Annotated in this window: 12 protein-coding genes; 4 read left to right on the top strand and 8 right to left on the bottom strand. The window is 42.6% G+C overall.

Going from position 1 to position 13,736, the window contains the following annotated elements:
• Window positions 1-296 precede the first annotated feature (296 nt).
• The 3 genes from ACT3QP_RS07465 to ACT3QP_RS07455 all read right to left on the bottom strand — a co-directional run bounded on the left by ACT3QP_RS07465 (window position 297) and on the right by ACT3QP_RS07455 (window position 2,976).
• Window positions 297-1,763, bottom strand: coding sequence for a hypothetical protein (locus ACT3QP_RS07465; protein ID WP_442440181.1), 1,467 nt, complete (start codon window positions 1,761-1,763; stop codon window positions 297-299).
• Window positions 1,764-1,797: 34 nt separating this feature from the next.
• On the bottom strand, window positions 1,798-2,241 hold the full coding sequence (locus ACT3QP_RS07460; RefSeq protein WP_192992650.1) for a hypothetical protein: 444 nt from the start codon (window positions 2,239-2,241) through the stop codon (window positions 1,798-1,800).
• Window positions 2,242-2,400: 159 nt separating this feature from the next.
• Window positions 2,401-2,976 (bottom strand): hypothetical protein, encoded by a 576-nt coding sequence (locus ACT3QP_RS07455; RefSeq protein WP_442073308.1) that lies wholly within the window; start codon window positions 2,974-2,976, stop codon window positions 2,401-2,403.
• Between the two features lie 450 nt (window positions 2,977-3,426).
• On the opposite strand from ACT3QP_RS07455, the gene ACT3QP_RS07450 reads away from it, so the two are divergent.
• On the top strand, window positions 3,427-4,410 hold the full coding sequence (locus ACT3QP_RS07450) for a formylglycine-generating enzyme family protein (RefSeq protein ID WP_444525036.1): 984 nt from the start codon (window positions 3,427-3,429) through the stop codon (window positions 4,408-4,410).
• A 32-nt stretch (window positions 4,411-4,442) separates the two neighbouring features.
• Here ACT3QP_RS07450 and ACT3QP_RS07445 read toward each other — a convergent pair whose 3' ends face one another.
• Both ACT3QP_RS07445 and ACT3QP_RS07440 read right to left on the bottom strand, forming a co-directional pair.
• The gene (locus ACT3QP_RS07445; protein ID WP_192520641.1) at window positions 4,443-5,582 is read right to left on the bottom strand and encodes an MFS transporter; all 1,140 of its coding nucleotides are present in this window, start codon (window positions 5,580-5,582) and stop codon (window positions 4,443-4,445) included.
• Between the two features lie 66 nt (window positions 5,583-5,648).
• Complete coding sequence (locus ACT3QP_RS07440) at window positions 5,649-6,845, bottom strand: MFS transporter (protein WP_225739326.1); 1,197 nt, start codon at window positions 6,843-6,845, stop codon at window positions 5,649-5,651.
• Window positions 6,846-7,004: 159 nt separating this feature from the next.
• Here ACT3QP_RS07440 and ACT3QP_RS07435 point away from each other — a divergent pair, with 159 nt between their 5' ends.
• Entirely contained in the window at window positions 7,005-7,916 is a 912-nt protein-coding gene (locus tag ACT3QP_RS07435; RefSeq protein WP_192992380.1) for a LysR family transcriptional regulator, read from the top strand.
• Window positions 7,917-8,036: 120 nt separating this feature from the next.
• Here ACT3QP_RS07435 and fhuB read toward each other — a convergent pair whose 3' ends face one another.
• The 3 genes from fhuB to ACT3QP_RS07420 all read right to left on the bottom strand — a co-directional run bounded on the left by fhuB (window position 8,037) and on the right by ACT3QP_RS07420 (window position 11,889).
• Entirely contained in the window at window positions 8,037-10,028 is a 1,992-nt protein-coding gene (fhuB, locus tag ACT3QP_RS07430; protein WP_192992381.1) for a Fe(3+)-hydroxamate ABC transporter permease FhuB, read from the bottom strand.
• On the bottom strand, window positions 10,025-11,059 hold the full coding sequence (locus ACT3QP_RS07425) for an ABC transporter substrate-binding protein (RefSeq protein ID WP_225739213.1): 1,035 nt from the start codon (window positions 11,057-11,059) through the stop codon (window positions 10,025-10,027). Before ACT3QP_RS07425 ends, fhuB begins: the two co-directional genes overlap by 4 nt.
• A gap of 65 nt (window positions 11,060-11,124) precedes the next feature.
• Entirely contained in the window at window positions 11,125-11,889 is a 765-nt protein-coding gene (locus ACT3QP_RS07420; protein WP_192519775.1) for an ABC transporter ATP-binding protein, read from the bottom strand.
• 158 nt (window positions 11,890-12,047) lie between these two features.
• Here ACT3QP_RS07420 and ACT3QP_RS07415 point away from each other — a divergent pair, with 158 nt between their 5' ends.
• Complete coding sequence (locus ACT3QP_RS07415; RefSeq protein WP_192992382.1) at window positions 12,048-13,226, top strand: siderophore-interacting protein; 1,179 nt, start codon at window positions 12,048-12,050, stop codon at window positions 13,224-13,226.
• Window positions 13,227-13,301: 75 nt separating this feature from the next.
• On the top strand, window positions 13,302-13,673 hold the full coding sequence (locus tag ACT3QP_RS07410; RefSeq protein WP_413038455.1) for a DUF3817 domain-containing protein: 372 nt from the start codon (window positions 13,302-13,304) through the stop codon (window positions 13,671-13,673).
• Window positions 13,674-13,736 lie beyond the last annotated feature (63 nt).

The following is a 13,736-nucleotide window of genomic DNA, read 5'->3' as shown; positions in this document are numbered from 1 at the left end:
ATAATCCGGGTTTACCTCATGCACATCACGGCTCAGCTTCTCTATACTGACTACTTTTTCTCGATGCGCAGGTATGCTTTTTTCCCAAGGTCGACTCAGGAGCTTTTCGATGGGATGTGTATTATTAGGAGGATTGTAAATCATTGATATATATTACCTAATTACAGGCTTATTTTTGCTAAGCATTATATGTCACTACCGCCCAAGCAAACAGACTGACGTTAATCGCTATCGCTACTATCCATCTGATATTCACTTGCCAGTTTTTACCATCAAAGGCCTTTTGAGGCTCTTCATCAATCAGAAATCGGACTCAGATCACGCTTATCTATCCAGCCAAATTTAGTACCCTCTTTATAAGCAACTTTCACCCAGTCCTCATTTTGATCAAAAGCTTCAATCAAATCACCTTTGATATAATAGTTTGGTTTCGACCGTGACTTGAATTTTTCATTGAGGATTTCTGCTTGATCTGTTTTGACCGTGTACTTGGTCGGAGGTAGGGGACAGTTTCTGACAAGCTCATCAGCTTCTGTTGGATATGAACCAATCAGGGTAATAAAATCATCTACACTTGTATTATTGTGGTTGATACAATAATACTCTTCACCAGTTGGCATAGAGCCCTCAGCTGATGCGTCTGATATATACCACTTACCGTTTTCAAATGCATAGTAAAAAGTATATCCCGATCTCCCTGTAGAATATTGAGTGCTTATAATAAATCCTAAATGGTCTCGACGCGGTAATATGTTGGAAACAGACCAACCTGAATCAGTGGTATAGCTGTGCGTATCTAAGCTTAGTGTGTATTTACCACTTTTGTCTCCAATAAGCACATAGAGCTCATCGCCTTGAAATAAATTATTATCGTCATTGATACGACTAATCACTAAGTCGTCTATGTCATCTGCATTGACATCGAAAGTAAATATTTCAAATTGGTCTTGCGATAGGCTTTCTTTTATAGCCTCAGGAGGTATTAATCCATAGAAATCAATTTTTTCAATACTGCCATCTAAATTCCAAGCTTTCCATACACCTATCTTTTCTCCTTCTTGATACTCCCCAATGTAAGAATAAACGTTAGGATCATTATTATATTTCCTGAAGCAGAGCCCATCCTTTTTGCCATATTCGCTTCTGCACTGATATGTTAAGACACCATCTTCATTCCAGCCTCTAATAACACCATGTGCTTCACCGTTCACGTACGTATCTTCTTGCCACTTTTCCCCATTTTCATAGTAATGAATCCAAGTCCCTGTTGGCATGTTGTTTTTATAGTGTGATTCTATTCTTTTATTACCAGACTCAAACCATACGGTTCTTGCGCCTTCTCTTGGATAATAATTGTTAGGATGGGCGGCGTCCTCGTTATCTACATATTCTAGTTTGCCATCAGTCAAAATATACGGATCTGTAAACTTATCTCCTGAGATAAAAAAGTCTTGTACTAAATACCTATCGTTAGGCAGTTCTTTAATAAGCACTCGATAATAATAAGCATCTGACTTAGTAGATTTTTCAAGACCAAATAAATCATGAGCACGCATGTATAAAACGATATTTGGTTTAGCATTTACATCGTTATCAGCACCGCTTACCTCAGCCCCAGCGACTGCCCCTTCACTGTTCATTTTGGCCATAACCGCCGTGTTTTCACTGGTTGGTTTGGATTCTGAAGAAGATGGCTCTGCACTACAAGCAACGATAGAGATTAGGGCGGTTAAGAAAATAAATTTTTTCAGCGTACTTTTCATTGAATTTAGTCTTATTAGAAGTTAATAAAAATTACTACCACCACTCACAACTGCCGTCATAAGATGAAAATAAATACTCATTATCTCTACAGTCAAGTGTTCGATCTGTATTGTCTGATTCAGGATCATAAAAGAGTATTGTATTTTTGATGACTTTAAAATCATCTGTTTGCGAGTCATATGAAAAGCTTACATACCTTCGTACAAACTTATTGTCGTAGCAAGATGTGTATTCGACAGCAAAACCACCTTCGCTCAAAGTTATGTCTTCTAGGCCTTCCATCATGCAACCCTTAATTGGATCTTTGAACATTAAAGTGTTTTGTTGCCATAAAAAGGCTTCGCCATTGACCATTCGGTATACGGAAATTTCAAGATCAAAATTCCTAACGTCTTGCTCTTTAGGCTTTGCAACGCTAATAATATCGTTTTCACCATCCATATCTAAGTCAGATTCTTTTTCGTAAATAACCTTCATCGCAATCGCATTATTATCAGATTGCGAATCAGTATTAATGAAACTATATTGTTCATTTGGCTGCTTAGGATATATTTCGGTTGTTGCTTTAGTGGTATTCCCTATATTTTTAACCTGATAGGCTTTTTCAAAACAATCTTTGTTTGAATCTTTATTTTTTTATTTAGCAAAATTTACATAAAACTTAAAAGGATCTTGATCTATATCCTCTTTTGTATTGACAAGCTTCCACATACCATCAAAGTAATAAACCAATTTTGTTGGATTGTCTTTTATATAATAGGGAGAGTCGAGGTTCTTAGTAAAAACTAAGTCACTTTTATCGATAACTCTAACAAATATCTCAAAGTTATCTTTTATTTCGTTCAGCGTTAGCGCATTAACATTATCTATGGCGGAGTTCAATTCAGACATCGTATTTGGAATAAAGACATTGTTTTTGGGAAACAAAAAGACCTGAATATCTCCAAACCTGTTGCTATCACTATATATACAACCGTAGTCAGGATAGTAAAAGTGACCTTCGTTAAAAGTGAATAAATTATTCCCATTACATTTGATTATGCTGTCAAAAGATACTTTTTCATTTTTAACGATAGTTGCCTTATCCTGCCCTAGTGGGTGTTCGGCACTCTCTAGTCTGCTATCATTTAGATCGTTAGTAGGAGAACTAACTGAACAGGAGACCAACATTATCGAAAAACATATAGATAGCGGTTTTAAAGCTTTTAACATTTAGAGAGCCTTTTCATGATCGAAGGTACGTTCAAATTTGTTGGATCCATAGTCGATTTGGTCTAGACCAGCCAGTACAAATAGGACGAGGCTGCCGTCAGTTGCAACCACACTTGACCAATGTAAGTAAGGATTATATGTGGCTTTTCTTACTTGGATACCTTTAGGCTAACTATTAAAGCCGGTATTCAAATACATACTGTATTTTATCGACTATATTCGATTTTTATTTATGGACCAAAGCAAGGCTATAGACGCCCAAATTTTATGCAGTATAACGTCTATCCGACTTTTCATTTTAGATAAGACTTGTCATATATAGAAATTTATCGCAATATATTGACCAGATTTTCGACTATTATCCAATTTTCAATATCTTTTAACCAAACGAAAACGGTTTAATATTGGATATTTTGCCTTATTTTTTATAACAGATAACTGCCTGCTTCTATGACTTTTAAACCCCTACTCCTATCTTTATTGATATCACCTTTATGCACTTTATCTGCCTGCGCCAACACGCCTGACACATCAGTAGACAACAATGGCGTACCCCAAACTCGTAGCGATCTAACCGATGCTGAACAAAAGCAGCTTGATGACTTTGTCGCTAAGCAAAAAGCCAATATGCACTTTATTGAAGGCGGTAGTTATGAGATGGGCGACTTTGGGCCAAAGCTTGATTGGACTGGTGGCATGCCAATTTCTAGTAACGGAGATAATAAAACCTTGCATAAGGTAACACTTGATAGTTTTAGTATGAATGCGTACAAGGCAACTTATGGTGACTTCGATATCTATAGCATGGCGACAGGACAGCCAAAAGAAGGGATGCAAGAGTATGCAGAAAAAGTACGCCAACCCAATGCTGCTGCGGGTATCGACTGGCAAACAGCTCAGCACTATTGCCAGTGGCTTGGAGACGAGCTAAATGTATCGATGAATCTACCAACTGAGGCTCAGTGGGAGTATGCGGCTCGTAATCGTGGTCAGTATGTGCTATTTCCAACCGATACAGGAGATATAGACGATGGACGTAATATATGGACTTTTGAGCAAAAACAGGAGATAAGAAGTAAATATAATACTAGCCTTGCTGTGCCTATAGTAGGTCTATATCCGCCTAATCCGTTGGGATTATATGATATGACCAATCAGAACTATGAATGGATGAGTGACTGGTATGATGATAATTACTATGCTGAAAGTCCAGAACATAGTCCGCAAGGTCCATTAGCTGGTAAAGAAAAAGTACTACGCAGCGTAGAGGCAAATGAAGGCGATGCGAGCACCATTAAGTTGATAGGTGCTGTAAGCGTAAAACGTTGGCATAAAGTACCCAATCCGCCTCTTTTAGACAATGACGCTGAAATTAATCAGAATGGAGACACCTCTGCACGCTGCGTTGCTAACAGCCCACAGGCTATTAGCTGACCACCTTCTCTTTTACAACTATAAACGCTAACTCAGGCAGATTTGCCCCCTCTCATAAATAACACCCCACTAATAATGACGCTGCATACACTACATAGAATAAACACATTGTGCGCGCCGCCCGGCATATACTCCATAAATGATGTGAAGAACTGACCCGAAAACACTGCCATCGTAAAATACGATAGATTACGACCACGTACTTTGGCAGCGCTTAACTCTACTGTCATGTGGTTCAGTAGCGGAATACTAAAGCCAAAGCCAATGCCGATTAACAGCGCGCCTATTATTAATATCAAGGTGCTGGCTTGCGTAAAGCAAACATATGACAATGCAAATGCTAAGAATGCCAGCGCCAGTACTTTGGGCTCATTCAACCATTTGATTATTTTGGGCATAAAACCTGCGGTAACGACCGCCACCAAAGAGATAAAAGCCAGCAGCTGACCGATTTGTGATTCGTTGTAGCTAAGCTCATTCATAGTGATGGGCAATAACACGGTTGACGTAAAAAATATAGTCATCGCTAAGGTTGAGATAAGATACACATTTTTTAGAGTCAGACCGCTAATAATGGTTTTACTGTCGTCTTTTACTATCTGTGCATTCTCTGCTGTAGCTGCATGATTACGCGGTACAAACAGTAACAGCATGGCTAAAAACACCCACGCCACCAAATAAATCGATAGCGGTAAGGCCCAAAATTGTGACGCAAGTAAGCCACCCAAAAACAAGAAAATGACCCCGCCAAGCTCGATGGACATGCCTTGTTTAGCAATCATTTTTAGGCGTGCCTCTCCCTGATACCACGTAGAGATGAGTACCGTGCAGCTCGCCATGACGACCGCCGTGATACCACCCAATAGAAACCGATTGCTAAACACCTGCGCTGGCCCATGTAAAAAATAAGCACTGGCACCTACAAGCCCATACAAAGATAACCCGATGATCAAGAGTTTGTACGCGCCATATTTATCGATGAGCTTTCCTGCTAGTGGCGCAAACACCACCGCACCTAATGACGGTAAGGTAATTAGCAGCACACTGTTATCAGTAATACCCAAACCTGCCGAAATGCTAACCAAGCCGGGTGCCAGTAACGTGCCGACCATAATGGTCAAACTGGCAATACACAATAAGGTAAAACTACCTGCGGTTTTTAACTGGTTCATATATGTCCTTAGTCGATAAAAAATAACATCGATATCTATGTACTGATATAACTGTACTGATATCACTTATTTTTTGGCAAACGCATTAAATACGGCACTGATGATGATAAAGAGGATACTGACCATCACTACCCCTGGCCATTGGTACAAGGCAAATGCTTTGACACCCGCCATAGACCCCAATGCCCCACCTGTGTAATAACCCAGCATATAGATACCATTGATGCGGCTCTGAGCGGCGGGATCGATACTAAAGACCCGAACCTGATTGGCCACTTGTGCACTGAATACAGCAAAGTCGATTAAAATAATCCCGATAATCAGCGACACCAAATTACCTGCAAACAACCCTGTAATAGCAAAGCCTGTCGCTGCTAGTGTCAGTGCCATCATCACTAGCGTTTTAGAGCCCAATTTATTGACCCATTTGCCAGAGGATTTGGCCCCTATCACCCCTGCCAACGCAATCACACCAAATAGCCCTGCCTGCTGCGCATTGTAATTAAAAGGTGCCTCGCTGACATAAATCGCTAGCGTCGCCCACAGCACATTGAATGAGGCAAACCAAAATGCGCCTGCCAAAGTAAATTTTTGCAGGGATTTATGTTTTACAAATAGTGATAAGCTACTTTTGATAAGTGGAAAGTAACGCAGCGTGGTATGCGGTGTATTGGTTGGCAAAAACACCCGAAGCAGTACCCCAAAGACAGCGGCAAACGCCGCAGACATCACAAACACACTGCGCCAGCCAAGTTGCTCACCTACAAACCCACTTAAGGTTCTAGATAATAAAATACCAATGGTTAGCCCCATCATCAGCGTGCCAAGCGTTGCACCCTTGTTTTCAGGTGACACCATGGACGCAGCAAATGGAATGAGCTGCTGGGTAATATTGGCACTAACACCGATCAAAAATACGGATAGTAACAGTATAGGCAAACTTGGTGACACGGCAGCAAAACCGCATGCGGCTACTAATAAACAGGATAAGATACCAATCAAGCGTCTACGCGCAATAGAATCGCCCAATGGTGAGATAAATAGCAAAGCAAACGCATAACCAAACTGCGTCAATGCCGGAATACTGCCCAGTTGTGAGTCGGTCAAATCAAACTCAGCACCGATGAGCGGTAAAATAGGCTGGTTGTAATATAAGTTTGCCGCCGTTGCCGCAATGGCAGCGGTCATTAACAGCAGAATAAACCGGCTTAGTGATTGGCTCGACGACTGGCTTGATGGTTGGTTTAGTACAGGCTTATCCATTATTTTCTCAGCTTAATAAATCATGCCACCAGTATAGAGCTTAGCAATCAATAACAAAAATGATAGTATATGATTGAATCCATACAAATAATGTATAGATATAAAAGTTAAGACTGAACGATGAGCTGATAAGATAAATTGATAAAAGGTATGGCTAATATGGATATAAAAACACTCAAAAGCTTTATGGCAGTAGCCAAGCACCAGAGCTTTTCAGAAGCAGCGCGTGAGCTATATACGGTACAACCTGCCATCAGTCGTCAGATTTCATCATTAGAGACAGAATTGGGGGTTGTCCTGTTTAACCGTACTTCTCGTGAAGTGACTATCACGCCCGCTGGCGAGCAACTACTGAAAGACGGTGCTGTTATTTTAGCCTTAGCAGAACAAGCAAAGATACAAGTGAAGCGAGCACATGATGGACAAATAGGCACACTTAATATCGCGCATTTGAGCTCAGCTTGTTTGACCTTTATGACCACACTGGTACGCAGTTATAAAGAAAAATTTCCGCACGTACACGTCTCGTTGTTTGAGATGACGGTGACCGAACAGATAGAAGCATTTAATAATGACCGTATCGACATTGGGTTTTCGCGGCCATTACCGAGCGCCATTGCTGATGACTTTATCAGCCACAATATTTATATCGACAAATTGGTGGCAATTGTGAACCAAAGCCATGCTTTAGCCGACCGACAAACCATTGATTTAGTGCAATTAAAAGACGAAAAGTTTGTTATTTTTAACCGCGATGAAGCGCTTGGTCTATTTGATGAAACCATCACACTATGTAAGCAAGCTGGGTTTTCACCCAATATCATCAGCCAACCCAAGCATATGCAGACATTGGTGACCGAAGTGGCAGCAGGACTGGGCGTGGCGATTGCACCCTATTGCGTACGCAAACTATATAGTGATGGCTGTCATTTTATAGCGTTAAACCATGTCAGTACACAGGTTCCTGTGCATATTCAACATAAGCAAAATAACAACAGCGCGACGGTTGCTGCTTTTGTGGCAGTAGCATTGAGTGCGACAGATGACATACAACAAAGCATGGCATGTTAAACACATAAAAACCCCGTTTATCTGGTTTACAGAAAAACGGGGTTGGTTCTACTCATAGATTAGGTCACATTATCAGTGAACACTAAGCTGTCTGAAACGTTCTTATTCGCATAAAGACCATCAACTCGCAGATACAGGCACTTTGCGAATCAGCCATAAGAAATAAGCGCCACCAATAATCGCTGCTACCGTACCCGCAGGCAGCTCATAAGGAAAGATAACATAACGCCCAATCCAATCTGCTATCACCATCACCCCTGCACCGAGCAAAGCGGCCAATGGCAATTGACGTTCAAGTTTGGTCGCTCCCAGTGATGTTGCCAGATGCGGCACCATCAAACCAATAAAGCTAAGCGGCCCTACTGCAAGCGTACTGGCCGTACTCAGTGCGGCAACCAGTACTAACAGTGCCAGCGTCACAGGTGTGACCGCAACGCCCAAGTTACGAGCCACGCCCGTACCCAAGCCAAGGATACGCAATGGTTTTATCACCAGCAGACTAAGTGCAAACAAAATAACAGCAATACCAATAAGATACCAGACAGTGCTAGGTTGCGCGCTATAAGTGGTACCCGATAGCCAGCTAAGCATCGCCTCTAACCGTGGATCACCAGACAGCTTCACCATGTGCATCACCCCATCCATCATGGCAGCAATACCAATACCGACCAATAATAGATAGCCTGAGCTAACCCGGCGCGCCAGCCACATAACCAGTAGCAGCACCAGCATCGCACCAGACAGCCCTGAGATTAGCAGCGTGCCTGATCCTGCAGACAACCCCAAGCTAGGCAGCAGTAAAAACCCTAAGATAACGCCAAGCGCTGCGCCCGAGCTGACACCCAGCACTTCTGGACTCGCCATCGGGTTACGCGTGAGCGTTTGCAGTAGCACACCAGCGACGGCTAACATTAGACCCGTTGCTGCCGCACTTAAACTGCGAGGCAGACGATACTGCTCAGTAATTGCCCAATCGGTACTAAGCCCCCATCCATTCATGTCCTGAACAAACAAGCAGGCCAATGCAATGAGTGCCACCACACCAACACCCCAGCGCCATATCCCGACAGATACAGGCTTACCAGTGACCATCGGTGTTACCGTTTCTATCTGCTCACGGCGCTGACGAAGAATCAACCAAATAATCAATGGCGCACCAAGGATACCTGTCATCGCCCCTGCGGGAATCTGCATATCAAGTATCGGTTCGAGCAATAACGCAACATTACTGGTCAGCCATAATAGCAAGGCCCCTAGGACAAAAGCAGCTGCCAAACGTTTATTAATAGCAGAGATACCTAGCGCATTGACTAAGCTTGCTGCACCCAAACCGATAAAGCCAATCAGCCCAACTTCACTCACGACTAACGCTGTCACCACTGCCACGATGAGTACCACTAGCGCACGAATGCCATTGATAGGCACACCCAAACGCTTGGCTTGTAAATCATCCAAGCTCATTAAAGTCAGTGGTTTTAATAATGGCAAACAAACCGCCGCCATCACAACGGCCGTTATCGCTAACATCGTACTGGTATGCCAGCTGTTCTGTGCCAAAAACCCAGCCGCCCATGACATCATACCATTGCTGCGCTCAGCGAAAAACAGCACCAACACATTGGCGACTGCGGCAAGTAGAATATTGACCACCAAGCCTGCAAGTATCAATATTAATGGATTAAAACGACTGGGCGCTGACAACGCAAACACCAAGCCCATACTGATAATCGCACCGACAAAGGCAACATAAATACCACCATAGACTGCCAAACTTGGCAAAAACAAGGTCACGAGCAGTATGGCCAGTTGCGCGCCCACACCGACCCCTAAAGTAGTATCTGATGCCAATGGGTTTTTGACCAATTGCTGTAGTAGAATACTGACGACGCCTAACAAACCACCTGCCAACAACGCGACGATACTGGTTGCCACCAAATGCAGCTGTGTCGCCATACTACCGATATCTAACTGCGAGCTCGGTATCAGCAAATCACCAATAGGCCGCGTCCACTCCTGAGCAATTAACGCCCAGCCACTCCATAGTGACAGCACCATGAGCATGATCAGCATTACCCATAGTCGCCATGACTTATTAGCAGTATTTATACTCATGATGCGGCCCCGCCTTTCAGTGTGACTGCTGATAGATTATTGGCCAAGCTGACCAATGATGACATACCACCATAGATCCATACTGGTGGCAGCTCACCCACACAGCGCTCATTGCCATAACTCAAACGTTGCCAAATCAAACTGTCATCAATCTCAGCCCGTGTAATTGGACTCAGTGGGTTTATAATCAACAAACAAGTCTCATCATCTAACTGCGCCAAGTCTCCCATACGTATCGATACGAATCCCCACTGGTTACCCTTACCTAACACGTCAAGCTCTTTACCCATGCCCTTGAGCGCTGGTTGAAACAAACTGTTTGCCACGTACATACGCATATTATTGGCATCAACAAACTGTACCACGGCGAATTTCTTGACGTTTGGATAGCGCTGTTGCAGACGCGCACTAGCAAGGCTTATGTCTTTTTTGCTTTTGGCAATATAATCTTCGGCCAGTTTTGGTTCATGAATTAGCTCTCCTAGCTTACGAGTGGGCTCAGTATAATCTGCCCAATTGGCAATCTCTCCTTTGGCGGCGAACATAATAGACTCTGCAGGCACATCACCATAGAGGTTGCGAGCGTGTTGATAAAACGAGTTATCGACGACCAAATCGACAGGCAGCTGTGCGACTAGCTCGGCATTTGGTTGATAACGAATACCCAAATCAATCGTGCCGGATGGCAGTGCTGGCTTTCCTACCCATCTATCCCATACTCGGACATCTCCAGTCGCAATTGGAGGATAGCCCATTGCGGTCAAAGTTGCTGCGTTACCCCAGTCTGGTGAGACAATATTAATGTTCGTGTGAGTCGCGTCGGCTGCCTGAGCGTCTGTTTGAGCACTTTGTTGAACATCTTTTTGCTCAGTCACTGGTTCCTGACACGCGCTTAGCATGGTGGTCAATACCAAGCCTAAGACAAGAGACAAATTCTTTAGTGGCAACGTTAAGGAGTCTGGCGATAGGCGTTTGGTTGAGGGATTGATAGCATTTTTAGAGATGTTTTTTTTATAAAGAGCAGAAAACATAGTGGCCTATCTTTTGGGCAAATAAGGTGGAGTAAGCAAGTCAGAAAAATAAGACGCGCCAAACATTAGGCGATGGCGACAGGCTGCCCTGTTATAGGATGGCTGAGTAATTGCATATCGACATTAAAGATATTGTGTAGTATGTCTGGTTGCATGGTGCTTTTGATATCACCGTTATGACAGATACAGCCTTTTTTGAGGGCGATTACTCGATCGGCATACTGCGCAGCCAGATTGATGTCATGCACGATAATCACCACGCTTAAGCCCTGCTCATCGACCAAACGGCGAATCAGCTGAATGACTTCTAGCTGATAGTGCATATCTAGCGCAGCCAGTGGTTCATCGAGTAACAGATATCTCGTGTCCTGTGCCAGACACATCGCCAGCCAAACTCGCGCACGCTCTCCGCCTGACAATGTGGCGGTAATACGATCAGCGAATGCCTCCACCTGTGTGGTACGCATCGCTTCTGCAACTTTATCTTTGTCTACCTGGGTGGGCTTTTGTAGCCATTTTTGATGTGGGTAACGTCCTAACATCACTAGCTCACGTACCGTAAATCCAGCTGCCTCAGGCAATTGCTGCGGTAAATACGCCATTTGTCGCGCCAGCTCTTTACTACTGTAATCACTGATACTGCGCTCATCCAAATTGATACTACCGCTATTGCTCGCCATCTCGCCTGCTAATGCCTTGATCAAGGTTGACTTGCCTGAACCATTGTGTCCAACCAATGCCACCAATTGATTACTATCAATCTCACAGCTCACATTGTTTAGTAGAGTATTTCCTTGACGACTGATGGTCAGTTGGTTTGCACGTAACATAGAGACACTCGTTGTTAATGTTGTTAATTTAAATCATGGTATGTGTATTAGATAACCAATAAAAACCGATTTTACTCGTAAACCGTAATAAAAACAATTATCATTAACACAAAATATAATTCTTCTACTTCCATTCACTGTTGTTCGTGAGTATATATATGACCGATTCTATTTCATCAACTGCTACCATAAAACATCAAACCCACAGAAACAGCTACACCTCATTGAGTATTCCAGAACTGCCAAGCACCATTGCTCATATAAATGAAGAGCATTTTGACGAGTTACTGAGTTTTTTAAAAGCGTTCACTTTTCTAACTACTGAAGAGATGGATAATGCTGACATACAGTTGACTGACATTTATGCTGAAGGCGTCGCCATCTCAGTTATCGCTAAACCCAATGACTTAGAGGTTTCATCAAACACTCAAAATCATGTTATTAAAGACCCTAAAGTTTACATTGACTTTGCAGCACCCATCTCACAGCTTAGCGAGCTACAGACGCAATATATTTTGCTCAAACAACGCGCAGATAAGAAACTCGGTAAAAAAAGTATCAAGCTGACTAAACAAAAATTTATCGTACAAAACAGCTATCCCGTTAGTAAAAATATGCTGCGTCTGACCTTAACAGCACCAGAGATCAATCCGTCTAACTTGATACCTGTTAGTGAAGCAGGCTATGCCTATTTATTTGATTTAGAACATAACGTCACAAATGACAACGATCGTCCCTCACGATCTCATTGCTATTACACACTGAGAAAAGCATGGCAAACCTCGGATGGCATGCAAGCATGGGTTGATGTGTATCTGCATGGAGATACTTCTGGCGGTAATTGGGCACGTTCATTGCAACCAGGTAATAGCGTGATTAGTAAGCGTGAGTTCCCCGAAAAGGTGGAGCATCTGCGTAATGGTCAAGCATTGCTGATTGCTGATGAAACATCGATACCAACCGTGGCACGACTGCTCGAGCTTTGGGACAATCCTTTACCACCTTTAATCCTCTGCATTACTCAAGATGAAGATGATCAGGCTTATTTTGATGACGTTAAAATAGGCAATGATATCACCTCTGATACCGAAAATAATGTAGGGAGTGCTTTTACGGTATTGCCTTTAGTGACCGGTCAAGTAAATTCGGGACGTGAATTAGCCACATTGATTGACAGTACATTAGAAAGTTACTTATCCACTCACCCCTTAAAAATTGATAAAGTTTGGGGCGCACTCGAAGCAGGTACCGCTAAAGCACTACGTGGGTTACTAAGGGAGAGGTTCACATTAGAACGTACTGACTCGATTATAAAAGTCTATTGGCGTAAAAGCTAAACCTGTATCATAGCGATTGATAATCAAAGCCTTATTCGATTTATATGACATTAAAGATACCAAAAGGAAGATAAAGTGTCACAAGCTCAGACCACCAACCCCAATAGCAATGAAATAACTGGCCTTAGCAAATCACAAAACTTATCGTTAAAAATATTAACCATTGTCGGCTATCTAGAAGGTACCTCTTTTTTATTATTGATGGGCATAGCCATGCCACTTAAATATATGATGGGTATTCCTGAAGCAGTAAAGTATATCGGTATGACGCACGGTATATTGTTTATCACTTATATTCTGATACTACTGATTACGGTCAGTAGAATAAAAATGCCGCTATGGGCCCTGCCTGCAGGTGTACTGGGTTCATTTCTACCGTTCGGCCCTTTTATATTCGACCATTTTCTCAAAAAAAGTATAAGTAAGAATTTAAATAAAGAGACTTAACACCATTGTTTTAGGGCCTGTTTTTATTTTAACGGCAACCTTTACAATGAGTACGTACCCTCA

It is taken from the genome of Psychrobacter sp. AOP7-B1-24 (assembly GCF_052376215.1).
Classification (GTDB): Bacteria; Pseudomonadota; Gammaproteobacteria; order Pseudomonadales; family Moraxellaceae; genus Psychrobacter.
Note: the sequence above shows the minus strand (reverse complement) of the source record. Positions and strands in the feature narration are given on the sequence as shown.

Coding starts and splice junctions, on each gene's coding strand:
- ACT3QP_RS07435 (WP_192992380.1), top strand. CDS start 7,005: ATGGATATAAAAACACTCAAAAGCTTTATGGCAGTAGCCAAGCACCAG.
- ACT3QP_RS07440 (WP_225739326.1), bottom strand. CDS start 6,845: ATGGATAAGCCTGTACTAAACCAACCATCAAGCCAGTCGTCGAGCCAA.
- ACT3QP_RS07425 (WP_225739213.1), bottom strand. CDS start 11,059: ATGTTTTCTGCTCTTTATAAAAAAAACATCTCTAAAAATGCTATCAAT.
- ACT3QP_RS07445 (WP_192520641.1), bottom strand. CDS start 5,582: ATGAACCAGTTAAAAACCGCAGGTAGTTTTACCTTATTGTGTATTGCC.
- ACT3QP_RS07450 (WP_444525036.1), top strand. CDS start 3,427: ATGACTTTTAAACCCCTACTCCTATCTTTATTGATATCACCTTTATGC.
- ACT3QP_RS07460 (WP_192992650.1), bottom strand. CDS start 2,241: ATGAAGGTTATTTACGAAAAAGAATCTGACTTAGATATGGATGGTGAA.
- ACT3QP_RS07465 (WP_442440181.1), bottom strand. CDS start 1,763: ATGAAAAGTACGCTGAAAAAATTTATTTTCTTAACCGCCCTAATCTCT.
- ACT3QP_RS07455 (WP_442073308.1), bottom strand. CDS start 2,976: ATGTTAAAAGCTTTAAAACCGCTATCTATATGTTTTTCGATAATGTTG.
- ACT3QP_RS07420 (WP_192519775.1), bottom strand. CDS start 11,889: ATGTTACGTGCAAACCAACTGACCATCAGTCGTCAAGGAAATACTCTA.
- fhuB (WP_192992381.1), bottom strand. CDS start 10,028: ATGAGTATAAATACTGCTAATAAGTCATGGCGACTATGGGTAATGCTG.
- ACT3QP_RS07415 (WP_192992382.1), top strand. CDS start 12,048: ATGACCGATTCTATTTCATCAACTGCTACCATAAAACATCAAACCCAC.